Annotated in this window: 20 protein-coding genes; 11 read left to right on the top strand and 9 right to left on the bottom strand. The window is 42.9% G+C overall.

All coding sequences use genetic code 11. From position 1 onward, the window contains the following. Positions 1-197 precede the first annotated feature (197 nt). Both HC643_RS14550 and fghA read right to left on the bottom strand, forming a co-directional pair. The gene (locus HC643_RS14550; protein WP_038074811.1) at positions 198-1,559 is read right to left on the bottom strand and encodes an ATP-grasp domain-containing protein; all 1,362 of its coding nucleotides are present in this window, start codon (positions 1,557-1,559) and stop codon (positions 198-200) included. Between the two features lie 416 nt (positions 1,560-1,975). After that, positions 1,976-2,821 carry an S-formylglutathione hydrolase gene (fghA, locus tag HC643_RS14545; protein WP_038074812.1) on the bottom strand — a complete coding sequence of 282 codons (846 nt, stop codon included), beginning with the start codon at positions 2,819-2,821 and terminating at the stop codon, positions 1,976-1,978. A gap of 216 nt (positions 2,822-3,037) precedes the next feature. Here fghA and HC643_RS14540 point away from each other — a divergent pair, with 216 nt between their 5' ends. The 5 genes from HC643_RS14540 (at position 3,038) to HC643_RS42390 (ending at position 6,135) form a co-directional block, all read left to right on the top strand. Then, a complete protein-coding gene (locus HC643_RS14540; RefSeq protein WP_137986292.1) occupies positions 3,038-3,379 on the top strand; it encodes a hypothetical protein in 342 nt (113 codons plus the stop codon). A 520-nt stretch (positions 3,380-3,899) separates the two neighbouring features. Then, positions 3,900-5,261: a tRNA (N6-isopentenyl adenosine(37)-C2)-methylthiotransferase MiaB gene (gene miaB / locus HC643_RS14535; protein ID WP_072040750.1), complete on the top strand. Its 1,362-nt coding sequence runs from the start codon at positions 3,900-3,902 to the stop codon at positions 5,259-5,261. A gap of 167 nt (positions 5,262-5,428) precedes the next feature. Continuing rightward, positions 5,429-5,713, top strand: coding sequence for a hypothetical protein (locus tag HC643_RS14530; protein ID WP_038074817.1), 285 nt, complete (start codon positions 5,429-5,431; stop codon positions 5,711-5,713). Further along, complete coding sequence (locus HC643_RS42395; protein WP_336604372.1) at positions 5,710-5,958, top strand: type II toxin-antitoxin system VapC family toxin; 249 nt, start codon at positions 5,710-5,712, stop codon at positions 5,956-5,958. Before HC643_RS14530 ends, HC643_RS42395 begins: the two co-directional genes overlap by 4 nt. Beyond that, complete coding sequence (locus HC643_RS42390; RefSeq protein ID WP_336604371.1) at positions 5,959-6,135, top strand: PIN domain-containing protein; 177 nt, start codon at positions 5,959-5,961, stop codon at positions 6,133-6,135. A 149-nt stretch (positions 6,136-6,284) separates the two neighbouring features. Here HC643_RS42390 and HC643_RS14520 read toward each other — a convergent pair whose 3' ends face one another. Continuing rightward, positions 6,285-7,103 carry a DUF4333 domain-containing protein gene (locus HC643_RS14520; RefSeq protein ID WP_050045793.1) on the bottom strand — a complete coding sequence of 273 codons (819 nt, stop codon included), beginning with the start codon at positions 7,101-7,103 and terminating at the stop codon, positions 6,285-6,287. A gap of 147 nt (positions 7,104-7,250) precedes the next feature. Here HC643_RS14520 and HC643_RS14515 point away from each other — a divergent pair, with 147 nt between their 5' ends. Beyond that, a complete protein-coding gene (locus tag HC643_RS14515; RefSeq protein WP_038081344.1) occupies positions 7,251-8,366 on the top strand; it encodes a D-alanine--D-alanine ligase family protein in 1,116 nt (371 codons plus the stop codon). Positions 8,367-8,587: 221 nt separating this feature from the next. Then, positions 8,588-9,235, top strand: a complete 648-nt coding sequence (locus HC643_RS14510) for a hypothetical protein (protein ID WP_038081341.1) — start codon at positions 8,588-8,590, stop codon at positions 9,233-9,235. Positions 9,236-9,484: 249 nt separating this feature from the next. On the opposite strand, the gene HC643_RS14505 is transcribed toward HC643_RS14510, so the two are convergent. Further along, positions 9,485-10,402, bottom strand: coding sequence for a tetratricopeptide repeat protein (locus HC643_RS14505; protein ID WP_038081340.1), 918 nt, complete (start codon positions 10,400-10,402; stop codon positions 9,485-9,487). 188 nt (positions 10,403-10,590) lie between these two features. Further along, the gene (locus tag HC643_RS14500) at positions 10,591-10,899 is read right to left on the bottom strand and encodes a hypothetical protein (RefSeq protein ID WP_038081338.1); all 309 of its coding nucleotides are present in this window, start codon (positions 10,897-10,899) and stop codon (positions 10,591-10,593) included. 447 nt (positions 10,900-11,346) lie between these two features. Here HC643_RS14500 and HC643_RS14495 point away from each other — a divergent pair, with 447 nt between their 5' ends. Beyond that, the gene (locus tag HC643_RS14495; protein WP_050045792.1) at positions 11,347-12,030 is read left to right on the top strand and encodes a hypothetical protein; all 684 of its coding nucleotides are present in this window, start codon (positions 11,347-11,349) and stop codon (positions 12,028-12,030) included. A gap of 31 nt (positions 12,031-12,061) precedes the next feature. Here HC643_RS14495 and HC643_RS14490 read toward each other — a convergent pair whose 3' ends face one another. Further along, on the bottom strand, positions 12,062-14,593 hold the full coding sequence (locus HC643_RS14490) for a U32 family peptidase (RefSeq protein ID WP_050045997.1): 2,532 nt from the start codon (positions 14,591-14,593) through the stop codon (positions 12,062-12,064). A 249-nt stretch (positions 14,594-14,842) separates the two neighbouring features. Beyond that, complete coding sequence (locus HC643_RS14485; RefSeq protein WP_237265881.1) at positions 14,843-16,270, bottom strand: MFS transporter; 1,428 nt, start codon at positions 16,268-16,270, stop codon at positions 14,843-14,845. Positions 16,271-17,157: 887 nt separating this feature from the next. Here HC643_RS14485 and glf point away from each other — a divergent pair. The 3 genes from glf to galE all read left to right on the top strand — a co-directional run bounded on the left by glf (position 17,158) and on the right by galE (position 23,592). After that, positions 17,158-19,599, top strand: coding sequence for a UDP-galactopyranose mutase (glf, locus tag HC643_RS14480; protein WP_038083528.1), 2,442 nt, complete (start codon positions 17,158-17,160; stop codon positions 19,597-19,599). Between the two features lie 599 nt (positions 19,600-20,198). Further along, on the top strand, positions 20,199-22,400 hold the full coding sequence (locus HC643_RS14475; RefSeq protein ID WP_050045791.1) for a family 1 glycosylhydrolase: 2,202 nt from the start codon (positions 20,199-20,201) through the stop codon (positions 22,398-22,400). Positions 22,401-22,593: 193 nt separating this feature from the next. Continuing rightward, entirely contained in the window at positions 22,594-23,592 is a 999-nt protein-coding gene (galE, locus tag HC643_RS14470) for a UDP-glucose 4-epimerase GalE (RefSeq protein ID WP_038089530.1), read from the top strand. 7 nt (positions 23,593-23,599) lie between these two features. On the opposite strand, the gene galK is transcribed toward galE, so the two are convergent. Together galK and HC643_RS14460 are read right to left on the bottom strand one after the other, a co-directional pair. After that, on the bottom strand, positions 23,600-24,661 hold the full coding sequence (gene galK / locus HC643_RS14465; RefSeq protein ID WP_038089532.1) for a galactokinase: 1,062 nt from the start codon (positions 24,659-24,661) through the stop codon (positions 23,600-23,602). A gap of 91 nt (positions 24,662-24,752) precedes the next feature. Next, positions 24,753-25,853, bottom strand: a complete 1,101-nt coding sequence (locus HC643_RS14460) for a M24 family metallopeptidase (RefSeq protein ID WP_038089534.1) — start codon at positions 25,851-25,853, stop codon at positions 24,753-24,755. Positions 25,854-25,906 lie beyond the last annotated feature (53 nt).

The following is a 25,906-nucleotide window of genomic DNA, read 5'->3' as shown; positions in this document are numbered from 1 at the left end:
AGGTTTTTAGACTTTCCACCGAACCCAGGGTAAATATTTGCTCGCGTAAAGAAAGTGATACTTACTATTCAATTGACACTCTAATTCTTCCGTATTACGGATACCACTTTATCTACAAAGAAGCAGATGTTGTAAGTATGATTAATTCTGCCTCTAGATAGAAATTCTTACCGTGATAGTCGGGGAGCTAGTCAAATTTAATATTCCTCTGACTCTATCAGTTCGCCAAGGTTAAAATCTATTCTTACCCAACCTTTGAGTCTTCGTAGATTGTCGAGAAGGAGTAAGGGAATTTGCCAGTGATGTACCATCATAAAGGGTAAGGGATCGCTTACCGAAAAAATTGCTTCTTTACCCCGCAAAATGTTTCTTATCCAGGTTTGCAATTGCTTCAACGATCTAATCCCAGTCAGTCTCCAGACTTCGTGGTACAGCCAATAGGTAGGCTTACTATCAGCTAGAGGTTGCAAAGGTTCAACTAGAGGCTCTTTATTAAGATAGGCATTTGCTACCCCTGGATGGTTGTAAAACATAGTAATCGCGGAGTGAGTGCGGGGGTTGCACTCGATCGGATAAACAGTTCCATCATCCGCCTGAATGATGTCAAAGGAAATCTCTCCGGTAAGTCCCACTTCTTGAACAAACTGTTGCACCCATTGCCTAATTTCAGGTCGATCGACATTTTCGTAATTGACTTGAAAGGCGGATGACTCACAGCAGCAGTACAGTCTTAACTCACCATCTCGCACGGTACTGTGAGTGCAGTATTCCTTTCCGGGGATGAATTCCTGCATAATCCAGGGCTTCTCCTCACTGATTGGCAAACTTTTGACAAATTCTGCTGTCATATCAAAAGTATCGCAGGGTAGCTTGGTCATGTTCAAGCGACGCAAACAGTCGTAGGGAATGCTTTTGAGTATGTACTTGCGCTTTTCCTGGGAAAAATCGAAGTTGAGAACTTGTTCTGGATCTGTAATTTTGAAGGATTTGGGAACTGATAAACCCAACGAGCGTGCTTTTTCGGCAAAGGCAAACTTGTCATCCAGCATCTTTGTTATATCAGCATCGAAGTGAAAAATCTCACAACACCCGGATAAAACTGGTTCGCCCTTGGAGTCAAAGTAGCTAACGGCGAAAATGGCTACTGGGATAAAAAAATCTATGTTTTCTTTTTTGGCGATCGCACGTAGGGCTTGAGTGTAGCCTTCTAAATCTTTTTGCGGTGCTGGGACAGTGTAATAGCCTGCGACAGCACGGGAAAATCGATGACCGCTTAACCAGTATTTGTCGATGTCTACTAAAATGACTCGATGCCCTGCAGCGTGAAACGATCGCGCTAGTTGAAGCGTTTTGGTCATCCTACCGCCACCAATCAAGATATTTTTGGGATTTTCCGTTAAAACTACTTGCTTGTGAGACGGGCGACTGAAAAAATTCCATAGCAACGATACTAGTACCACGCTACAGTTAATCGGAAAAGCGATCGCCAGTAATAAAAGGGTTCCCAAGTTTTGGAAAACTGCAATAATACGCGCTTTTATCGGTTGCAATTTTGTCATCTGGTCTTCTAGGATGTGTAGTGTGTGAGTTTTCTGTTATAAAGTAATCCTAGTTTCTGTCGCTTTGATAGTGCCAAAAGACGTAAAAAGCCAAACTCTACACATTTTTAATTTCTGTTTTATCGCTCGTAAGGAGTGTCATCAAAAGGTAACTCAATTTTGTGACGTGCAGCTAACTTTAATAAACTCGCTGGTTAAATAGAACCTTCTAAGTAACTGTGCAATTCTGCTTTCGAGATGCCTTGAATGAACTCTTTTATCTATGGGGTAAGAAGCTGTTCGCTAAAGACTTATGTCTGGGCAAGTTGAGCGCAACGCTAAATTACAGGCGCAGCTAGCGTAGAGCAAATAACTAATCATATATGCAATGATTAGTTAGATATTTTTTACACCTAGAACTAGACCATGCCATCAGTTCACCCTTGAAGCACAAGTGCATGATGCCGAATGTGATCTTCAACAAAAGTGGCTATGAAATAATAGCCGTGATCGTATCCTTCTTGATAACGCAGAATAAGAGATTGATTCACTTCTGCACAAGCTTGCTCAAATAATCCAGGTAGCAACTGCTCTTCGAGGTATTTATCGGCAGTACCTTGGTCAATTAAAATAGGGCTGTGGTATCCATACTGCTTGACCAATTCGCTAGCATCATACTCACGCCAAGTTTCGCGATCGCTACCCAAGTAACCATTAAACACTTTTTGACCCCAAGGACAACGCGTTGGTGCAGTAATGGGTGCAAAAGCCGATACCGATCTGTACTGTTTGGGGTTTCTTAAAGCACAAACAAGCGCACCGTGTCCCCCCATAGAGTGACCGAAAATACTTTGGTTCTCCGACTGCACTGAGAAATTCTCTGCAATCAAAGCTGGTAATTCACGTACAACATAGCTGTACATATGGTAGTGCGATGACCAAGGTTCAACAGTAGCATCCACATAAAAACCTGCACCCGTACCAAAATCCCACTCGTCATCCTCACCCGGAATGCCAGTATTGCGAGGACTGGTATCTGGTGCAACAAGCATTACACCGTATTGAGCAGCATATTGTTGTGCCCCCGCTTTAACCATAAAATTTTCTTCAGTGCTCGTCAACCCGGAAAGGAAATAAAGAACGGGTACTGGTTGTTGGGTTGCTTGTGGTGGTTGGTAAACAGCAAAGCGCATTTCTCCGTTACAGGTAGAGGAGTTATGACTGTAAAAGCCGAGTTTTCCTTCAAAGGATTTGTATTCTGAGGTAAGGGTTAAATGAGCCATTCTTCAATATTTATTCAAATCTTAAATTTAACTACATTATATCTATATATTTGTTTGCGTAAAATTTCTCTGGTTATTTGCTGTTCCTTGAGTTTATAAAAAATATAGACATTTTAGTCGATCGGCAATTAAATCTTTCTTTTAGCGGGTGAAATCATGTTTTTGCACTATGCATATGTAGGAATGTGCTTGCTATCAATTGCAATCTCTTTTTATGTGAAAGATAAACTTGAGAAATTTTTAGCCAAAAATCCCGCGATCGCAAATAAACAATCGTTAGAAGAGTATAAAAGTATTGTCCGTCTTAATATGTATGGAGCACTAGCTCAAATAGTTTTATTGGCAGGTGCATTTATATGTTGTATAGGGAATATTCTTAATTTAGGTTTCAGAGGAGCTTTTTCATTATTTTTGGTGGGAATTGCAACTGGTTTTCTAAAACAAATAGGCGAGTTTGAAGAAAAAGCACGCACATTGAGTTGTGCAACGATAGAATTAGAGCGTCAATACCAAACAATTTCCCATGTTTGGAAGAAAAAAGCCCTTCCTAATTTCTAACCTTTAAAAATGCATAAATAGGGCAAAATAAATTTGGATTGATTGGTAAAAATAGATGAGATCTCAAGAAGTGTTCGTGAGTGGATGTTTTAAAAGTAGTGGCTGAGGTAGCCACTACTTTAGATCCCCCCTAGCCCCCCTTAAAAAAGGGGGGAACTTAATTCCAATTCTGCCTTTTCACGATGTTTCATCTCTTTTTTAGAGATCTGTACACCACCGTAGCCGATAAATTTGGGGGACTACTCTTAAAGTCCCCGTTATTAATGGGGATCTTGATACAACTATAGACTTGACAAACATCCTCTGAGACATTATCGCTTGGGAGATGCAATAGCATCCTTCCCAACTTCCCAACTGGCAAATTAAACTGGATGATATTATGCCAAGTTAACGCACCTGTATTTTACACTTTTCTCAACAAGGCAGGAAATTGCAGCCAAATCAATCCACACGTTAGGGTCGCAAAATTTTATAATTTGAAGATAATGTAATTTGCTATCATATTCCCTTTATAGTTACCATGACCACTTCACCCCGTCGCTATCACATCACCACCTTCGGTTGTCAGATGAACAAAGCCGATTCAGAACGCATGGCTGGTATCCTAGAAGACATGGGCTTTGAGTGGTCAGAAGACCCAAATGATGCGAATTTAATTCTTTACAACACTTGTACCATAAGAGATAACGCCGAGCAAAAAGTATATTCTTATCTAGGCAGACAAGCCAAACGCAAGCACGAACAACCAGACCTAACTATAGTTGTCGCTGGATGTGTTGCACAACAGGAAGGCGAATCGCTGTTGCGACGGGTTCCAGAAGTTGACATGGTTATGGGACCGCAACACGCCAATCGCTTGAAAGATTTGCTACAACAGGTATTTGATGGCAATCAAGTGGTTGCAACTGAGCCAATTCATATCATGGAAGATATTACCAAGCCACGACGCGATACCACTGTCACTGCTTGGGTCAATGTGATTTACGGCTGTAACGAACGCTGTACTTATTGTGTGGTTCCTAATGTACGGGGTATTGAGCAATCTCGGACACCAGAAGCCATTCGTTTAGAAATGGAAGAACTGGGACGACAGGGTTATCAGGAAGTGACCTTGCTCGGTCAAAATATTGATGCTTACGGGCGCGATTTGCCTGGAGTGACACCTGAAGGTCGCCATCAGCACACTTTGACAGATTTACTTTACTACGTTCATGATGTACCGGGAATCGAGCGAATTCGTTTCGCCACTTCCCATCCTCGTTATTTTACCGAACGCTTGATTAAAGCGTGTGCGGAATTACCTAAGGTGTGCGAACACTTTCACATTCCCTTTCAATCGGGGGATAATGAGGTACTCAAACGGATGTCACGGGGTTATACTCACGAAAAATACCGTCGCATCATAGATACAATCCGGCAATATATGCCAGATGCATCAATTAGTGCCGATGCTATTGTCGGTTTTCCTGGAGAAACTGAAGCTCAGTTTGAAAATACTTTGAAGTTGGTTGAAGATATTGGTTTTGACCAACTGAATACCGCCGCCTACTCTCCTCGTCCGGGAACACCCGCCGCACTTTGGGACGAGCAATTGAGTGAGGAAGTGAAAAGCGATCGCCTCCAAAGGTTAAATCATCTCGTAGCGCTCAAAGCAGCCGAGCGATCGCAGCGTTACATGGGGCGCACGGAAGAAGTTCTGGTAGAAGAACAAAACCCCAAAGATAAAACTCAAGTGATGGGGCGTACCCGTGGTAATCGGTTGACATTCTTTGCTGGTGATATTCACGAGCTTAAAGGTAAGTTAGTTAAAGTCAGAATTACGGAAGTGAGGGCTTTCAGTTTAACAGGTGAAGCGTGTTTAACAGTGACCAGTAAGCGGTAGACCAGTAACCAGCGAATTTCCTGGCTTTGTACGGGCGCAATGCCTTACGCCCGTACTCCCTACTCTCTACTCCTAATTATGAAGAAACTTGAAACTTTCCTCGGTCATCTTTAACAAGGATTTTCAGGGTTTTATGTTTTATTATAGAAATAAAAAGGAGCACAAGAATGCAAGCTTACAAGCTGAATGCAACAGTTGATGACTCAGGTCACTTAATCATAGATGAACCCCTTAATATGGCTCCTGGGAGGGTGGAAATCATTATTTTGCACTCAAATTCACCCGTGGAAACTGCTATAGAAAATCAACCACAACCTGCAAAGCCAAAAAGAGTTGTAGAATGCTCTATTCCTATTTTGAAAGAGTGGTTAGAAAGCACAGAGCCGACCCCTTCAGACTTTGACCCCGAGCAAGCAAAATGGGAATATTTGAAAGGGAAACATCATCTATGAAAGTCTTGCTAGACACTAATATCATTCTTGATTTTGCTCTTGAAAGATATCCCTTTTACAATGATAGTGTACAAGTTTTATCGTTTATTTATCAAAAACAAATAGAAGGTTACATTTCTGCTTCTACTTTTAGTGACCTTTATTACATCATCCGCAAAGATAAAGGTCGAGCATCTGCTTTATCCCTGTTACACAGAATTGTAACTTTCTGCCAAGTCGCTACAGTAAACCAAGCAGTCATCTAAATGGCGCTAACTGCAAACTTCAAAGATTTTGAAGACGCTATTCAATACAGTACAGCGTTACTTAATAGCTTAGATGCTATTATTACTCGCAATCCAGTTGATTTTCCAGTAACGATTCCACGAATAATTACTCCTGAATTGTTAATTCAAGAACTAACAGAATGTCAGAATTACTGAGATGAGGGCTTTCAGTTTGATTGGGGAAGCGTATGTGGTAGCAACCGCCAACCAGTGAATTCCCTAGTGAGGTTAAGGTGAAATGCTACAGCGGTAATGACTGCTGGTATAGAGCGTTGCTTCGCCGCTCCCCAACTCCTCTTAAAAAATTAAGACGAAATGTGCAAATTCCCTTCATTATCCTTCACAGTAATTTTCAAGGTTTTGACATTGCCTTTGCTATCAGCAGTTTTACATTGAAAAGTGTCTTGAGCGATAGCAACACGGTATTTTTTCTGAGAGCTTCCACAATCAGCTTTAGCAGTTATACCTCGCTGCTTAAATCCTTGCACAATAAAATCTTCAACTTTTGTCAAGATTAACAGCCCTTTCGTACTCCAACTGAGCCTCCCTCGATCGTCCTTGAAAGTTACTTTAACTTTGAAAGGAGTATTATCAATAGAAGCGGGACACTCAAAGCTGTTACCTGCTTTAATATTAAAGTTACTCGGACAATCAATGGAATCGAGTTTACCCACTGCGTCCATCAACACTGTTTTAATAGTGCTTTCTAACTCTCGGATATTTTGACTTTTTTCTGATGCTTGAGAAGTTACAGTCGTTGTGGACGAATTGTTTATATCTAATTCCTGTTTTGTATAAGTAATTTTATCAAGTTGTATTGTGAATTTGCCATTTTTTTCTTGAGGCGGCTGAGTAATTTTAAATGTTCTTTCAATAGGACCCAAACCTATCTTGAGAGTATCTTTCGTCAGAGTTGTCGAGCCACCTGTTACCTCAGAATTGGAGGTTTTTAAAGCTCCGCTACCATCTAAAAAAATATGTACGAAAGTTCCATCACTTGCTACCCACTTCCCGGCATAAATTTGCTGCTGTTCGGTAAGGGGAGTTTTACTGGCGCAACTAGCAAGCAATGGCAGAAGTGCAAAGCTTGTTAGCAAAGTAAATTTAAGTCGTCGAGCAAACATAAGATAAAAATTTTTTACTCAGTCATATGGTTTACACTGAGTATTCCCTGCTAAAAGCACAAAATATCAGACAAATTTGACTCTTTGCAGTAACCTGACTTAAGTATGCTAGGCTAACTGGGTTCTATAGCGATCGAGGTTTTTGAGATGGCAAAGGTGCGGGTAGGATTATTGTTTGGGGGACGTTCGGGAGAACATGAGGTTTCTATCAATTCAGCACGTGCGATCGCAGGTGCTTTAAGCACGGGGCAAAATGCAAGCAAGTACGAAATACTGCCTTTCTACATCCAAAAAGATGGGCGCTGGTTGGCTGGGGACTCACCACAACAAGTTTTAGCATCAGGCAAACCACTGCAGTTATCTCAAGCTACTGAAGTTGGCGGATCGGATACCAATTCTCAATTATCCGTTGCTCAGACTCAATCTTTACATCGGTGGCAATCTCCCGCTCAGGTTGCAGAGGTAGATGTTTGGTTCCCGATTCTTCACGGTCCTAACGGTGAAGACGGTACAATTCAAGGGTTACTCACCTTAATGCAAGTCCCTTTTGTCGGTTCTGGGGTCTTGGGTTCGGCAGTGGGGATGGATAAGATTGCAATGAAAACTGCTTTTGCTCAAGCTGGATTGCCTCAAGTCAAATACGTTGCTGTGAATAGAGCGCAAATTTGGTCAAATCCTTGTGTTTTTCCCAAGCTATGCGATCGAATAGAAACCACTTTGGGCTATCCCTGTTTTGTTAAGCCTGCTAACTTGGGTTCATCAGTGGGAATTGCAAAAGTGCGATCGCGACAGGAGTTAGAGACTGCTTTAGATACTGCTGCTAGTTACGATCGCAGAATTATTGTAGAAGCTGGAGTTGTCGCAAGAGAACTAGAGTGTGCGGTTTTGGGAAACGACCAACCTAAAGCTTCTATTGTCGGTGAAATTACTTATAATAGTGATTTTTATGATTATGAAACAAAATATACTCAAGGAAAAGCAGATTTACTGATACCCGCAGCTGTTGGAGAAACTGTTATCCATCAAATACAAGAAATGGCATTGCAAGCCTTTGCAGCAGTGGATGCGGCTGGATTGGCAAGAGTTGATTTTTTCTATGTAGAGGCGACAGGCGAAGTATTGATTAATGAAATCAATACTCTACCGGGTTTTACAGCAACTAGTATGTATCCCCTTCTCTGGTCGCATAGTGGCGTACCTTTCCCAGAACTCGTTGATACACTCATTCAACTGGCTCTTGAAAGGCATTCTGGGGAAAGATAAACTATCAAGAATGAAGGATAAAGTATAAAAAACAAAAAAATTTATCCTTTATTCTTTATCAATTCTGTTACAAAAAATACTGATAAAAAAAATGAGGATAAAGCAGGTTGATAGATTTTTATAAAAAAAGTTACTAAAACATAAATGCAGCTACGGATACGAGATGCTTAAGCCTTAAGTACAATTTAGTACTTGAGGGCAACGTCAGACTTTAATTTACTATGGAAAACAGTCAGAGTCTACAGCAACAGGCATCCCAAGCGGAAGTGTCGGTACCGATCTCAAGGACAAAAAACTCCAAGCCAGCAATAGGTAAAAATTCCCCGATAAACGTATTGGTAAAATATCCGTTATTTTTACCTATAGGCTTGTCAGCAGTTTTTCTTGCTAGCGGTACTCTTGCCCTTTACAGTTTGAGTTCTGTTGGCAGTGTAAAAGATGAAGAACCCGAAGTGTTGGAAGCAGAGGTTGTTCAGCCAATTAGCAGTACTCCCACAGAGACAGAGAATTCCATGCCTTTATGGATGATACTCGCGATCGCTTTAAGTTGCGGAAGTGGCAGCTTGGTCTTGTTTCTACTGTTAAATCGCCCAGGAAAGCGTCAAATGGTGACAAATCATTTCAATCGCTATCAAGCACGTTTAGTGCAACGTCACCAAAGAATGGCACCACGTCCGCCAAGAAACAAACCCGTTTTAGTACCAGCGAAAATGGCTGCTGTCGCAGTACCAGTAGGTCAAGCACAACCAGTTGTGACGGTTATGCCACAAGAACACGGTATGTCCCGCAATTCCAACCAAGAAGCCCTTACAAGCGTGTTTGACATACGCAAACACACTCCTTTATCTACAATCTTGCGTAAGGATTAAAAGAACAAAATTTTTGGGCAGCATGAATATGAACTCAGGGACACTTAATCTCATTGCTGATGACTTATGAGAACCCCAGAAATTGAGTATTTGTAGATTATTCACCAGCAATCCCTCATGTTTCAAAAATGGCTGGAAATACTTGCGAAAAATTTTTTTGAGTTGCTCAATTTTATCATCATTGAGTCAACGAATTCTTAAATTTTGGGGCATGAAGCCCCAAGCTGAGATTGGGTATCTGACACTCGACTATGCCAATAAGGACTGAAATCGCTTATCCTTACGGATATTGCCAAAATCAGGGTTATTTTTCAGATTGGGTAAGTATTTATTTGGACATAAACGGATGGCTCGCTGTAAATTTTTAATAGCTTCGTCAATATTATTCTCTATAGTATGGCAGCGAGCTAAGTTGTACCAAACGATATCATCATTTGGCTGTAATTCTGAAGCTTGTTTGTAACTGGCTAAGGCTCCAGAGTAGCGCTGTAATTTTTCCAAAACTACTCCGCGATTGAACCAAGCTTTGTAGTAGTCTGGCTGAATTTCCAAAACTCGGTCGAAGCTTTTGAGAGCTTTTTCATAACGCCCCCACTCAAATAAATTCATACCTCGATTGTGCCAAGCCATTGTGTTACTTGGATCGAACTCAATGGCGCGATCGTAGCTATCAAGCGCTTCTTTATAGCGTCGTAACTGTTTGAGAGCATTTGCTTTATTGTTCCACGCCCAATAAGCATCGGGTTGAAATTCTAAAGTTCGCTCAAAGCTTTTGACTGCTTTCTCGTATTTTCCCCAATCACATAAAGTCAAACCGCGATTGTGCCAAATCGTCCCAGCTTTAGGGTTTAACTCAAGGGCGCGGTCGAAACAGTCAACAGCTTCGCTGTAACGTCCCAACTTTCCTAAAGCAATCGCTCGGTTGTGCCAAAGCCAGCAATCAGCTGAGTTGAATTTTAAAATAAGATCGAAGCAGGCGATCGCTTCCTCATGACGACCCAGAGAACCTAAAGCAAAACCTTTTTGCGACAACGCTTCAGGGTAATCGGGTTTGCAATTCAACGCTCGATCGAAACTTGCGATCGCTTCTTCAAACTTTGCCGCTTTGTTTCGACGCAATCCTTGGTTATAGAAAAACTCTGCCTCTAAGTTGACTGTCAATTTCATAAATTTCGCATCTCACCTTGGATAGATTTTTCTATTTTATAGATTCCCCAAAAAATAGCACGGTTTAACACCCGAGCTAAAAATATTTTGGGAGAAGGGGGTAAACAAGGGAGAGGAGTAGGAGAAAAGATTCTAGCGACTGCTTATCCCCTTGTCCCCAATCCCTACTTTCATAGAGTACCCACTATCTATTGGGTTTTAACGAGAAACCTGATAGCACGACGTATACCGACCTTAAAAGGTTCAGTTTGAGGTTTAATACAAAATATAAACATTATGTAACTTATCACAAGAGCGAGGATGAAGTCGTTATCTACACCTTGATGAGATTTCACCTTGCTCTTTAGCGCGATGGAAGACTTGGCGGAAAGCTTTACGATAAATTTCAGCAAACTCAGGATTGCTGGTTGAAGTACTGACAATTTTGACCTCTCTCCCGCATGAGATGCGATCGCTCCGTTACAGTCTGTAGAGCGAACATAAGACTTAGTAGACATGAGTCTGTTAAGCCGTTGCGAAAAACCTGCAAGGGAAGGTAACAGAAACTTGAATCGTGAGGTTTAGGTTCCACCGCCCCAGAAGTGCGGTGAGAATGTCAAGATTCAACAAGTCATGCGATAAACCACTAGCCAAATTTTGCGTGCCGAGCCAATATTATTAATTTCCTAAATTAATAATACTACCATTAGAAATCAATCAAATTATTCTTTTTTTGAATGAAAAAATTTTATTTACTAACTTAAACAGTGGTAAAAAGTCAAGTTCAAATTTTACCTTAATTATTCTAATATCAACATATAAATTTTATGTAAAACGAGCGTAGAATTTGGATGCGCCAGTATTAATTTGTTGTAAAGTTGCTTGTCACCGTATGGCACTCATTGTAATGTTTATCTAGCATCAACCACCTAAGTATTATCTCTTAGGATACAAGAGGCATCACCATGACAGCTTTAAGTTTTAAGTTCATAACCCATAATGCTTTTCTAAGAAAGATAGCTTACAAAATTAAGATTAGACGGCCCGGATTGCCTAATATTGTTGGTATGCCTTACTACCAAAAGTATTCTTCTTGGGAACTCGATACAACAAAGTGCCCGTGCGATATAGAATTTGTGGAGTACATGAAAGAATCAAAAACTGAAGGCAAAAGTATACTCCACTTTGGTACGGGCGTACACCATATCATTGGTCTAGAAAATCAGAAACTAACGCAACCAAACGAAATTATTGGCATTACAGCCTCAGAACCCGAACATCAAGCATATGTCCGGTTAGCCCTAAAGGACAGAACATTAGCAAAATACTATAAAGTACTTTTTGCAGACATTTACACATTAACAGCTAATACTATACCGCAGCTAGATATTGTTAACCTGTTTCACTTATGTGAATTTTATATGCATGAAGATGCTCCCTTTATTCATCAAAATGATGAATCGCTAGTGCAGCTATTTCTAGACAAACTGAATCCCGATGGAAAAATTTTATTCTACACGCGTTCATTTGCTTGGAACGATCCAAAGTTTAGTGTTAAATCTTATGATGTCGTTAAATCTTTTGAAGAATCTGGAAAAATTAAGTTAGTTGATAAGTACAAAAGCTTGCTGATTTATACGAAAGCTTGAAGAAATCGTGTTTCTGGTACTTCAACCATTGTTAACCCATTGACCCGCGAGTGACACCGAGCTGATTTTGTAATTTCAACTCCCGCCAAAGTTGAGAACCTGTAATCTCTCCCTGCAACAATTGACTGTAGAGATGTACTGTTTGTATCACTTTTTCTGGTGTCTCATTCACAAATTCAATGCGGAAGTGACGCAATCCAAGCTCTAAGAGCCGATTTACGTACTCTGCTCCTGTTTGTGCTGTACCATTGAACACCGTGTTACGACAGCCTGCATCAGCATGAAGGATGTGTTCTATTCCTACTCTGTCCCGCAATTTTACCTCGTGCTTTTCGCAGGGGCGTCCGCAATTCGTGTAGTCCGTTCCCTCAGATAAGAAAGCGCAAAATACACAATGTTCCATGTGGAACATGGGCATGTGCTGGTGAATGGTTACCTCAAACCAGTCGGGTGGACAACTTTTTAAAAGGTCTTCCAATTGAGCTACGTTTAAATCGTAAGAAGCCGTCACTCTTTCTAAACCAAATTTGTTTTTAAAATAGTCTGCTGTCAGGGGATTGGCAATGTTCAGGGAGAAGTCTCCCACACAACGATCTTGGGCAAAGTAGTGGAGATGATCGTAGTTTCTGATGAGATAACCATCAGCATTGCAAGAGCGCACTTGTTGTAAAATCCAATTTTCACCTGGTTTGGTGATTCTAGGTGGTGCAACCCAAATTTTAGACAGAGGAGAGGAACGGACTATCCGTACTGCTTCTTTATAAGCACGGGGATCTTCAAATTCACAATAAAGTGTTTCAACTCCGGCTTCGAGTGCTGCTTGCAGTTGCTTTAAGTTTCGTACTAATGCTATTAGGGAGGGGGAAAGAGGAGGGGGGGAAGGGGAGAGGGGGAGAGAGGGGGAAGGAAGTAAGTCTTTCAGGGAAGCTTCAGAACTGAGTTGCCATTGTTTGGGTTGGGAACGCAACTCTTCTAACTGTGTTACAATTTCCCGCCGGAGTCGATTCAGTTCGCTTACGGGAACCATCACTGCACCACTTAAATGGTTTTTTAAAGTTCCCAAACAAAAGGAAGTGTTGCCAAGACGACCCAATTGTTCTTGTAACCGTTCTGTGGTTAAAGGCTTGGTGTGTGCTTCTTCTAGAACCATCGCAGATTCTACTTGTACAATATGACCGTTTTGGTCGCGTGCGATCGCAATCAACGGCTGACCGACTTCTCCATAAACTTCTAAGTCGATCGGGCGTTGGAATTGTGGGTTTTCACCCGCAAAACTTTGCCGCAGTTGTTTATCAAGTTCGGGATCGCTGGTTTTCCAAACCTTATCACCCGTGTGTATCCGCCGCCAATTCAAATCTCGCCGTCCAAATGTCAGGAAGGCGTCTTGTCCTTTGTGTTCTACTGCATAAACCCGACCGCCTTCTTCTTGTGCTTCGGGATGACCGCAATCAAAAACAACTCCATCCCCTGGTTTGACTGGGGCTTGCAATCTGATGATTACCTTCTCGCCAACAATGCGGGTAACGTCGCCTAAATAAACTCCACGCTTTTTGCCAAAGTGTGCGTGAACCAGTTCCTGATTGTTAATTCCGCGAAACCAACCCGTGTAAAGTCCGCGAGAAAATGCCATTTCTAGGTTGTAACGTTCTTGATTTGTCGCTTTTGGAGATAAGGAGTGGCGTGTCTCTACTTTTGCAATGACTTTATCCAGTGCTTGGCGATAAACGTTAGTCACATTAGCAACATACTCGGGGGTTTTCAAGCGACCTTCTATTTTTAAACAAGATACCCCTGCTTTCACTAAATCTGGTAATACCTCCAAGCCAGCCAAATCTTGAGGGCTGAGCAAATATTTGCGATTTCCTAAATGGACAGCTTTACCATCAGAAATCAGATCGTAAGGCATTCGACACGCTTGAGCACATTCACCACGGTTGGCAGAACGCCCTCCTAATGATTCGCTTGTCAAACACTGACCTGAATAGGCTACGCACAGCGCACCATGGACAAAGACTTCTAATGGTAAGTGTGTTTGTGAAGGTTTTGCGTGCATTTGCTGCTGAATTTTCTCAATTTCTTTGAGAGAACATTCACGAGCAAGAACCACTAACTGACAACCAAGGGATCGAGCAAATTCTACCCCAGCCACACTGGTAACGGTCATCTGCGTGGATGCATGGATGGGGAAATCAGGAGAAAGGTGACGAATGAGACGGCAAATACTTATATCTTGGGCAATAACTGCGTCTGTGCCTGCAGCGATAATTGAGCGGAGGTATTGTTCTGCTTCTTGAAGTTCTTGTGGTAGTATAAGGGTATTCAGAGTTACATAGCCTTTGACACCTCGCAGGTGCAAAAATTTCATTAATTTGGGCAAGTCGGCTTCTGTAAAGTTTTGCGCTCTCATTCGTGCATTAAACCGATCCAACCCGAAATAGATGGCATCCGCCCCATTTTCAACAGCAGCTTTGGCACACTCCCAATTACCTGCGGGAGCTAGTAGTTCGGGAATTTGAAGTTTGGGTGAGGTGTGTTCGGAGGTTGGTTTGCGATCGGCTTTCATTGAAAGTTGAGATGGATAAGAGAGCACCATTAAGATTCTATCGTTTGTCCGTGGCAATGGCAGTCAAGTTGCGCGATCGCTTTAGGAATTGCTTTATTTGGAAAAGGCAGAGGGCAGAAGGCTTACTCTCTGAGACTCTGCGGTTTTACATACAAATTAAACGGGGAGCATCCCAAAGAGCGCTATTTGCCCTCAGAATAGAATTCTACGGCTATACAAAAAAAGAGGATATGGAAAAGCCAGTGATTGTCAATCCTGTGATTGAACCAGCACTTTTTGTTGTTGGCTGGAAAACAAGACTTGCCAAAGCTGTTCCAAAGGTACAGAGCGCTGCTCGCGAACAAAAATTAAAGGTAACAGCGCAAAAAGTCGCAGGATACCTGAGAGAACAAACAGCACCAGTAAACCACTCGCACTCCATCTAGTAGCAATTAAGCTACCCGTAGTAATTCCCATTGCTCCCATCACACCTGCAATTGCTCCCGCGATCGCAAAATATTTAGACTGAGAAGCAACTGGTGCGACTCCCATCATCAGATTGTTGGTACACAAATCGATCGCCGCCCAGGTTGCGCCAGCTAACAGATGTAACAAAGGCAACCAGATCCAAAGAGAAATTTCATCGGCTCGAACTCCCAGCCACAACAAAGGTGTTATCCCTACCAATAATCCCACAACGACTAAGATTGGTCGATTCCCTATCCTGTCTGCAAGTTTGCCCCATAAAAGCAGCATTAACATATTCGCACCAGTTCCCAAACCGTGATAAATAGTTATCGCGCTAATATCTATATTTAAGTTATCCAACATATAGAGGTTAAAGAAGGGAGCGCTAATATTAACAGCAAAGCACCAAATAGCAAGGTAAAACAAAAACTTTAAAAAATTAGTGTCCTTGAGAAAGCCAAAATCTACACCCTTAGGTTGTACTTGGGATGTCTCCGCTCCTGCAACTTTCAAAAGTTGCGGGTTCACATCAGTGATAAACAACTGACATATCTGACTGATCAGACCAAGTACAATTCCTAAAGCCAAGACAGCACCGTAGCCTTGAACTGTCCCACCAGGCCAAGCCGAAACTGTAAAACCTAAGAGCGGTACACCAATAAGATTCATCAAGCTGAGAATACTATTGCGAAAGCCAAAATACCTTCCCCGCAATCGTTGTGGGACTAACACAGCCGTCCAACCAAGCCATGGAGCGCGACCGAGTGATTCGATGACATTGGCCACTGCAATAATTACCAACGTCAAATGCACCACTTGATGTCCGGCGATTTGAGATGAAGTAACCAACCAAATCGCTGGTAGCAGAATCACCCACAAGAGTCGCGATGGAGTAAAAATGCATATAGCATACCAGCGGAAGCTAGTATTTCGGTCAATTAAATATGCTCCTATTGGTTGCAGCAAATTTACTACCTGAGGAATAGATGCAAGCAATCCTATTTCTACTGCACCAGCACCCAACTGTAGTAAGAAATTACTAAGCAATGCGCCACCAATGATACTGTAGAAAGTTGTAGCAAAAACACTCTCGAGAGTTAAGGCTTTGAGGCTTTTTCTGATTTCCGGTTTAGAAATTTTAAAAAGCGGCTTTAAAGTTAAAGGAAGTACTGTTTCTGTTATTGCCCTATCTTCTAAGATTTCTTGAATGGGGATAGGACTAGTTTCCATGAAAAGATTATCTTCTTGTTCCCCGGACATAAACTTGTGTAATCTAAATTTAAATTTCTACTTTTAAGTATGAGAACGAACTGTTCACTGTTAACAAATAACTGTTCTTATCTCCTTGAACTTCTTCCACAAGGATGAATTTGCTATACATTTATTAGGTGAGAATCCCAATTTAGAAAAAATACTTTGCGATTGAAAATCGCGTCTATACAAGCAAAGTCCACCTACGTGGACTTTTTATTAAGTTCGCGTAGCGTGCGCTTTGCGCTTAGGCGGACGAGCGTTTGTATAGCAAGAGAATTCTATTCTGAGGGCATTTTGCCAAAACGGGATGTTTCTTATTTATTGTGCTATCCAACAACAATTTTCAGGGGGCATCTCCATGAGGGCAATTGGCGAATTTGGGATGCTTCCATTCAACCTGTTTGGCGTTTTCCATGCTTGGAGCAAATGCGCTCGGAACAACTACGAACAGAATTTTGATATTTACACTTATTTACAAACTTTGTTGTTTTGAGTAGTTCCCAATCAACTTTCAACAGTTGTATTTATGAGATTTTTTAAGTTCAAAATTCTTTTTTGTATTCGGCTATACAAATAAACTTAATACAAAAAATACATTAGGATAGACATAAATATATCGCTTGATAGAATATTGTATAACAAGTTAAGAGTATATTTTTAATCAATAGAGGAAATTAACATTCAAGTAAATATAATTGGCATTTCCTCAGCCTTCAGGAAAGCGACCGCCGCTTTTTTATTAAATGAATAATTGCCTTAAAATTCAAATAAGTTTCATAGAAATATTTGGGCAATTTCTATTGCAGTTTAATAAAAAAGCGATCGCAATTCTATTTTCTATTAACATTCAATTGAAAGAAGCTATGTCAGGCGAAAAAGGTTACACAAAACATAACGTGCTTAATAATGGTAGCTCCAGAAAGACAGTTGAAGCTAAGCGTTCGGTACTTAATGAATCACAACCATCAGGTGCATTATTAGATAAAATATCTATACCAAATGAAAATTTTCCAGAAATATCAATAGATACACCCGATCTAGTTTGTTTGTCTCATTTGCGTTGGAATTTTGTCTATCAAAGACCGCAACATCTTATGGCTCGTTGCGCTATTGGACGGCGGGTTTTCTTTATTGAAGAACCGATATTTGACGGTGAACCTTTGGGGCGTTTGGATATTAGTCAAGACAAGCATGGGGTAGTCGTTGTTGTTCCGCACTTACCGCAAGGTTTGAGTGAGGAGGCGGTGAACGCAAACCTTAAAGTGTTGGTTGATACTTTATTTGCAGATCGTAACATCCGCAAGTATATTTTTTGGTACTACACACCAATGGCGATCGCATTTACCCAACACTTGCAACCTGAAGCAGTTATCTATGATTGCATGGATGAGTTATCTGCCTTTAAAGGAGCCTCACCTGCTTTAAAGAATTACGAAGCCGATCTTTTCCGTCGTGCAGACGTAGTATTTACAGGTGGGCAAAGCCTTTATGAAAGCAAAGTCAACCAGCATTCTAACGTATATGCATTTCCCAGTAGTGTAGATGTGCAGCACTTTGCACAAGCAAGATCTCTAACAAAAGAACCGGCAGATCAAGCAAATATTCCCCATCCGCGCCTTGGGTTCTGTGGAGTGATTGACGAACGGATGGATATTGAACTGCTAACTGGTATTGCAGATGCACGTCCTGACTGGCATTTGGTCTTAGTTGGTCCCGTGGTGAAAATCGATCCAGCCATTCTGCCTCAACGGGAAAATATTCATTATCTCGGTGGTAAAGATTATAAAGATCTACCTGCATATATGGCTGGATGGGATCTGGCAATGCTGCCGTTTGCGCGTAACGAATCCACTCGCTTTATCAGTCCAACGAAAACTCCAGAGTATCTTGCTGCGGGTAAACCCGTAGTGTCTACTTCTATTCGAGATGTTGTGCGTCCTTACGGAGATTTGAAGTTAGTGAGGATTGCAGACAGTGTTGCAGAGTTTGTTGCATCTGTCGAAAAAGCCATGCAAGAGGACACAAAAACATCGGGATGGTTGAGTCGAGTAGATGCCTTTTTAGAACAAATTTCTTGGGATAGGACTTGGGTATCAATGATGAAATTGATAGATTCTGCTATTTCTGCTCAAAAAGATGATAACAAAGTTAACTCAGGGGCTATTGTTGGCAAACAAGCACTCAATATTATTAACACAGATAAAGAGCCTGTATTTGATTACTTAATTGTTGGCGCGGGGTTTTCAGGAAGTGTCATTGCCGAACGCTTGGCAAGCCAGTCTGGAAAGAAAGTACTGATTGTGGACAAGCGATCGCATATTGGCGGTAATGCTTACGACCATTACGACGATAGTGGTATCCTCGTACACAAGTACGGTCCTCACATCTTTCACACCAACTCTCGCGAAATTTTTGAATACCTTTCGCAGTTCACCCAGTGGCGGGCTTACGAACATCGCGTGCTTGCTAGCGTCGATGGACAACTTGTGCCAATTCCCATTAACCTCGATACCATCAATAAAATCTATGGAATGAATCTGACTTCATTTCAGGTAGAAGAATTCTTCAAATCGGTTGCTGAACCAAAAGAACACATCCGCACTTCAGAGGATGTGGTAGTCAGCAAAGTGGGTCGGGAATTGTATGAAAAGTTTTTCCGCAACTACACTCGCAAACAATGGGGACTCGATCCATCAGAACTTGATAAATCAGTCATTGCTCGTATTCCTACCCGTACCAATCGCGACAGTCGGTATTTCATCGATACTTACCAGGCAATGCCCCTACACGGCTTCACTCGGATGTTTGAGACGATGTTAGCGCATCCTAACATTAAGGTAATGCTGAACACGGATTACCGGGAAATTGAGAAGGCAATACCTTGTCGTGAGATAGTTTACACCGGACCTGTTGATGAATTCTTTGATTATCGTTACGGCAAACTACCTTACCGTTCCCTTGATTTCAAGCATGAAACGCACAACACTGCAGTGTTTCAGCAAGCGCCTGTTATTAACTATCCAAACGAACACCTTTATACCCGCGTCACAGAGTTTAAGTACTTGACGGGACAGGAACATCACAAAACGAGTATTGTTTACGAGTTTCCTAAAGCTGAGGGAGATCCTTATTACCCCGTACCCCGTCCTGAAAATCAGGAAATTTACAAGCAATATAAGGAATTAGCTGATGCGACACCAGGAGTCTATTTTGTAGGGCGGTTGGCAACTTACAAATATTACAACATGGATCAATGTGTTGCTCAGGCTCTTTCTGTTTACAAACAAATTGCAGTTAAAGCTTGAGGTGCTTCTGGTTTTAAGTTGGCAAGTTGTTAAATCCATTGCTTTGTTTTAGTAGGGTGGGCAGAGAAGCGCCCTGTCAAGGTGGCTCATAAAATTTTGATTCAGGCGGCAATTCCTCATCTTCACTCTCTGCGTACTCTGCGTCTCGGCGGTTAAATAAATGTTTTTTGAACCGCAGAGTACGCAGAGTACGCAGAGGAAAGAGGTGAGAGAACTCTTGATTTCCTGAAGTTTTTACTATCTTGAGAGGGTTAGTAAGGCTAAAGCCTACTCATATCAAATTGTGGGCAATGGTAATTTAAGAGCCAAAAGGGAGTAGTGGTTAAGAAAATGAACCACTAAGACGAGCCAGTGCGTTGCGGTGAGTCCAGTCCTGATAGCGTATAGCCCTTACGGGCATAGCTTCGCAACGCTTAGCGTGTGCCTTGCACATAGCGTGGCGCTAATGCGCCATCGGAGGGTTAGCCCGACCTAGGGAACTGGCAAACCCGAAGGGGGTTTCCCCCGTTGTTCGCGCAGCGTCTCCGCAGGAGATAGCACCTGGCATCGCAAAGAGCGCGAAGAGAAGAAAAAAGAAGAATAGGATTGAGTTGTAAATTATGTCTTCGTTCAACTCAACACTCAACACTTCTAATTTAGAACTTCCTCCTTTGGAAGTCTGGGCTGGTGTAGAGTGTACGGTTAATCGTGTGGGTGATGAGTATTTTGACCAGTTGGAACGCAACGGTCATGCAATGCGGTTGGATGACTTGGATTTATTTGCAGGGTTGGGGATACGTGCTATCCGCTATCCGGTAATCTGGGAGCGAACTGCGCCCAACGGTTTGGAGTATGCCAATTGGTTGTGGGCGGATGAGCGACTCTCACGGTTGCGCGAACTGGGTGTCCGTCCGATTGTGGGATTGGTGCATCACGGGAGCGGACCCCATCATACCAGTTTAGTAGATCCAGAATTTCCAGAAAAACTAGCTTTGTATGCCCGTGCAGTTGCGGAACGTTATCCTTGGGTGACAGATTACACACCTGTTAACGAGCCACTGACCACGGCTCGCTTCAGTGGAATGTACGGTCACTGGTATCCTCATGGAAGAGACGATTTCACTTTTGCTCGTGCTTTGTTAGGGGAGTGTCGTGGAGTTGTGCTTTCAATGAAGGCGATTCGGGAAGTGAATCCCAATGCCCAACTCGTACAAACCGATGATTTGGGTAAGATTTACAGTACGCCAAAACTGGCTTATCAAGCAGAATTTGAGAATGAGCGTCGCTGGTTGACATTTGATTTATTATGCGGTCGAATAACACCGTCTCATCCAGTATGGAGCTATTTAATTGGCTGTGGTGTTACTGAACTCGATCTGGAATGGTTTTTGGAAAATTCTTGTCCGCCAGATATCATCGGGATTAACCACTACTTGACAAGCGATCGCTTTTTGGATGAGCGCCTAGAACGCTATCCAGTTTCTTCTCATGGGGGGAACGGGCGGGATAAGTACGCAGATGTAGAGGCTGTACGAGTTTGTGCTGAGAGTACAGGGGGTATTAGCACTTTACTAAAAGAAGCATGGGAACGCTACGGGCTACCCCTTGCTGTTACTGAAGCTCACCTGAGTTGTACCCGCGAGGAGCAACTGCGCTGGTTTTATGAGATTTGGCGGGGGGCGCAACAATTGCGAGATGAGGGTGTAGATGTCCGTGCTGTCACTGCTTGGGCTCTCTTGGGCAGCTACGATTGGAATAGCTTGGTAACGCGCTCTGCGGATTATTACGAGTCAGGCGTGTTTGACTTGCGATCGCCAAGTCCCCGACCCACAGCAATTGCCAAGCTGGTGCGGGATCTAGCGGCTGGGCGCAAACCAGATCGCCCACTCTTGGAATCACCAGGATGGTGGCATCGCCAAGAGCGTTTGTTGTACCCGCCTGTCAGTTGCCTTCCTCACTCCCTCGCTCCCTCACTCCCTCACTCTCTCAGTCCCCTAGCCATTGTAGGTGGAACGGGAACCTTGGGAAAAGCTTTTGCTCGTTTGTGTGAATTGCGCGGTATTTCTTATCGGTTACTAACACGCAAAGAAATAGACATTACCGATATTGCTTCTGTTAATGCAGTTCTAGCCGAGTTAAAGCCTTGGGCGGTTGTTAACGCGGCTGGATACGTGCGGGTGGACGATGCAGAACGCGAACCCCACGTTTGCCTGGAGGTGAACGCCAATGGACCCGCGATTTTAGCTGCTGCTTGTGCCGAGCATAATGTAGGTCTGCTGACTTTCTCGTCAGATTTAGTATTTGACGGCGCTATGTTCAACCCGTATGTAGAAAGCGATATCGTTGCCCCCCTAAATGTTTATGGGTGCAGCAAAGCTTTAGCAGAAAAGTTAGTCTTGAAGGTGAATCCCGCATCGTTAGTGATTCGTACCAGTGCGTTTTTCGGTCCTTGGGATGAGTACAATTTCGTCACCATTGCACTGCGTCATCTAAGCGCTGGCAATACCTTTGTCGCTGCAGAGGATGGAATTGTTTCACCTACCTACGTACCAGATCTTGTCCATACCAGTCTCGATTTGTTAATTGACGGCGAGAACGGGTTGTGGCATTTGGCAAACAAAGGTGCGATCGCATGGGCTGACTTAGCACGGCTAGTAGCGAAAAAAGCTGGTATAAGTGCCACCAATTTGATTGCTCGTCCTACAAAAGAACTCGGTTTAATCGCCAAGCGTCCAAGTTACAGCGTTCTTGGTAGCAGTCGGGGTGAATTGATGCCATGTCTTGACAGTGCAATCGATCGCTATTTTCACGAGCGTCAATAATTTCAACAGAAGGCAGATTGCGCTTGAAACGCCCTCATATTGGAAATATGGGGCTATACAAACAAAGCCCCTTCGGGTTCGCCAGTCGCCAGGGCGCGGGAAACCCGCCTGCAGCGCTGGACTCACCGCCTGCGCGGGCTAATGAGATGCATTTTCATACACAAATGGTACAATCGCTAACTACTAACTCCTTATGTCAACTATTTTAGTGACGGGTGGAGCCGGATATATTGGCTCTCATGCTGTCTTAGCCCTGAAAAATGCAGGTTATGATGTTATTGTTCTTGATAATTTGTCAAACGGACATCGAGAACTTGTAGAAGAGGTTTTGCAAGTAAAGCTGATTGTGGGCGATACGAGCGATCGCTCACTTTTAGATAACATATTTACAACTCACAATATAGCTGCTGTCATGCATTTTGCTGCCTATATTGCTGTTGGTGAATCTGTCACTGACCCAGCTAAATATTACCAGAATAATGTTGCGGGTACTCTCACACTTTTAGAAGCAATGGTTGCTGCTGCGATCGATAAGTTTATCTTTTCTTCTACTTGCGCTCTTTACGGGGTACCTCAGTTTGTTCCACTGACTGAAGACCATCCACAAGACCCCATTAGCCCCTATGCCACTAGCAAATGGATGGTAGAGCGAATTTTGTCTGATTTCGATACAGCTTACAATCTTAAATCTGTTCGTTTCCGCTACTTCAATGCTGCAGGAGCCGATCCAGGAGGGCTATTGGGTGAAGACCACGAACCGGAAACCCACCTCATACCACTGGTACTCATGGCTGCTCTGGGTAAGCGGGAATCTATTTTGATATTTGGTACTGATTACCCTACAAGCGATGGTACTTGTATTAGAGATTACATCCATGTAACTGACTTAGCACAAGCACACGTTCTGGGTTTGGAGTATCTAGTTAAAGGAGGAGACAGTGAAGTTTTTAATCTAGGCAATGGCAGTGGATTTTCAGTGCGAGAAGTCATCGAAACAGCAAAAGAAGTCACGGGAAAAGACATCAAAATAGAGGAGCGCGACAGGAGAGCGGGCGATCCACCTATCTTAGTTGGAAGTAGCAACAAAGCAATTAAAGTTTTGGGTTGGCGTCCCCAATACCCTTACATTAAAGAAATTATTGCCCATGCATGGCAGTGGCATCAAAAACGTCACGCCATCACAAGCAAGTAATACTGTATTAGGCGGGAACTAAAATTCGTCCGCTATGACCTGTTTGGTTGTATTGTTCGAGCACCTGAGTGGCAATACCTTTTGCCTTGCCTGTTATTACTAAAGCAACACAAGCACCCCCAAAACCAGCACCTGTCAGCCTTGCACCGAAGACTCCTTCTGTTTTCTGCAATATCCCTACTAACGTATCTAACGCTGGTACGGACACTTCGTAGTCGTCCCGCAAACTTGCATGAGATGCATTCATCAATTCACCAAAGCGATGGGATGAGACTCCTTGCAAAGCTTCCAACACCCGATTATTTTCCGTAATTACATGACGGGCGCGACGTTGCAACAGTTCGGGTAAATCTTGGGTTGCGTCAGGGTCGGTAATATCTCGCAGTGCCTTCACTCCTAGCAACCTCGCAGCCTCCTCGCACTCCGCACGTCGCTGGTTATATCCGCTACTGGCTAGAGTCCTAGGAACTCCGCTATCAATGGCAACTATCTCTGCTCCACTTGGAAAAGGAATCACGCGGCGTTCCAGTGTACGGGTATCTAAAAATAACATATGCTCGGTGTCTGCGAGACTCGAAGCCATCTGATCCATAATGCCGCATTGAACACCAGCATAATGAATTTCCGCTTGTTGTCCTATTTGGGCAATTTCAACATCATTGATAGGGAGGTTGAGGAGTTGGCGTATTGCTCTAAGAGTGCTGACTTCTAGAGCGGCGCTGCTAGACAAACCCGAACCCATAGGGACTGTCGATTTGACGTAGACATTGAGCTTTGGAATTGCGTGTCCCTCTTTTTCCAAAAGTTGAATACAGCCATAGATATAACTTGCAAATCCAGACGGTGTACGATCCATTTCTGAAATGTTGACTTGCTCGTCTAAATCTTCTGAATAAAAGTGGTGCTGTCGATCGGTACTAAAACTGAGTTGTACCTTTGTACATTGAGGAATTGCAGTTGGCAGAACAAAGCCATCATTATAATCAGTATGTTCGCCCAGTAAGTTAACTCTTCCCGGTGCAGTGGCTTCTGTTTCCGGTGATTGACTAAATATCTTTTGGAAGCTCATAATGCTTTTGCGATCGTTTTACTCAAATATGCAAAAGTCTTAAGAAAGGTATAAGACTTTTGCGCTGTTTTCGTTCACAGTGTAAGTTCTTTTATCCTATCTCCAAAGGTACGGGACGCAATCTTCCCTGTATCTCAACATTGGGAAAATTTTCATCAAAAGTAAGATTTTCTAACTTCCCATCTTGGAGGATAGCAAAGGTGTCTTCAACTTTTGCCCCCGGTAAACTTGGATTCCAAGCAACGGCAATACCTTCTGCTAAAGTTTCAGTAGTAGTGGGATTTGCGACAATTTCTCGCGCTAAATATCCCGTAGTTCCACCTTGATGATGTTCTTGGATTGCGCGATCGAATCCGATCTGTTGATAGGCTATAGCTAAAGCGTCATAAATCGAATTCAGTGGAGTTCCGGGTTGGCACAGATTCAATACTTGGGCTTCAATTTCGCGGACTTGATGGTGTAGTTTGGTATGTTCAGCAGAAAGCTTACCAAAACAGACAAATCGCGTGAGATTCGCATACAATCCATATCCCCTAGCACAGAAGACCAGCATTGCTTGCCGTCCAATTTGTTCACTAGTGGCTGTAGCATGGCGGTATAGGGGTAAACGTCTTTCACCGGCTACCAATGTCAGCGCTGGATGCAGCCCCCTTGTCCATAATGCCTCTGCACCTGCACCTGCTAACTGATATTCTGTCCATGCAGGCTTGGCAGCTTTTAAAACTTCTGTCATCGCTTCACTGGCTTTACGCCCCACTTGACGATATCGCTCTAGTTCGCTTGACATCATGATTCTTTTCCGGCGTTGCAAAGAGGCTGGTAATGCTTTTTCTAGATCGGCGGTAGGGCGATCGCTCAAAACTTTCCCGCTACTGGTGACATCCCGAACAAAAGATTCACGTGCAGCAGCATCAGCCCAAGGATGGGCGTAAACTTTAAAATTACCTGGGAGTTCTTCATCTTGCAAGCGCTGTGCTTCAATTTCATCTGTCAAAATCCAAGCGTCTTGTTTTGTTATTAATACCTCTGCAACTCCAGTTTCAGCAGCAAGCAGAACCGTGTTAGAACCACCACCCGTCGCCCAAGCAAACCAGTCTGTTCCGCGCAGGCGTAGGCCCTGTGACTCAGTCTCTGTTAGAGTTTGACGTATGAACTCCACTTTAGTGGAGACTTCTTGATTTAAATCATTCATATGACACACGTGTTGAAATTTCCTAACTCAATTACCGGTATATGTCGGGTTCG

Origin of the sequence: Tolypothrix bouteillei VB521301 (assembly GCF_000760695.4) — a bacterium.
GTDB classification, from domain to species: domain Bacteria; phylum Cyanobacteriota; class Cyanobacteriia; order Cyanobacteriales; family Nostocaceae; genus Scytonema; species Scytonema bouteillei_A.
This window is presented reverse-complemented; position numbering and strand designations above follow the sequence as displayed.